We start from the raw sequence: 306 nt of genomic DNA on the forward strand, positions 1-306 counted from the left end.
GGAGTCCCCTTATCGCACTCGCGTGCAGTGTAAAGGTTTCGCGCCTGCTGCGCCCCGTAGGGCCCGGTATCTTGTCTCAGATACCGTCTCCGGGCTCTTGCTCTCACAACCCGTACCGATTATGGGCACGGTGGGCCGTTACCCCACCGTCTACCTAATCGGCCGCAGCCACATCCTATGGCGCCGTAACGTTTCGCGTTCGTGCCACTCCAGGCGATGAACGCTATTCCGGATTAGTCTCAGTTTCCCGAGGGTATCCGGATCCATAGGGTAGTTTGGCCACGTGTTACTGAGCTATCTGCTACG

The 306-nt window shown here is 58.5% G+C and carries 1 rRNA gene; it reads right to left on the reverse strand.

Annotation, left to right across the window (positions count from 1 at the left end):
- Positions 1-306, reverse strand: a 16S ribosomal RNA gene (locus C489_RS13185); the annotation flags it as partial.

Source organism: Natrinema versiforme JCM 10478 (assembly GCF_000337195.1).
Classification (GTDB): Archaea; Halobacteriota; Halobacteria; order Halobacteriales; family Natrialbaceae; genus Natrinema; species Natrinema versiforme.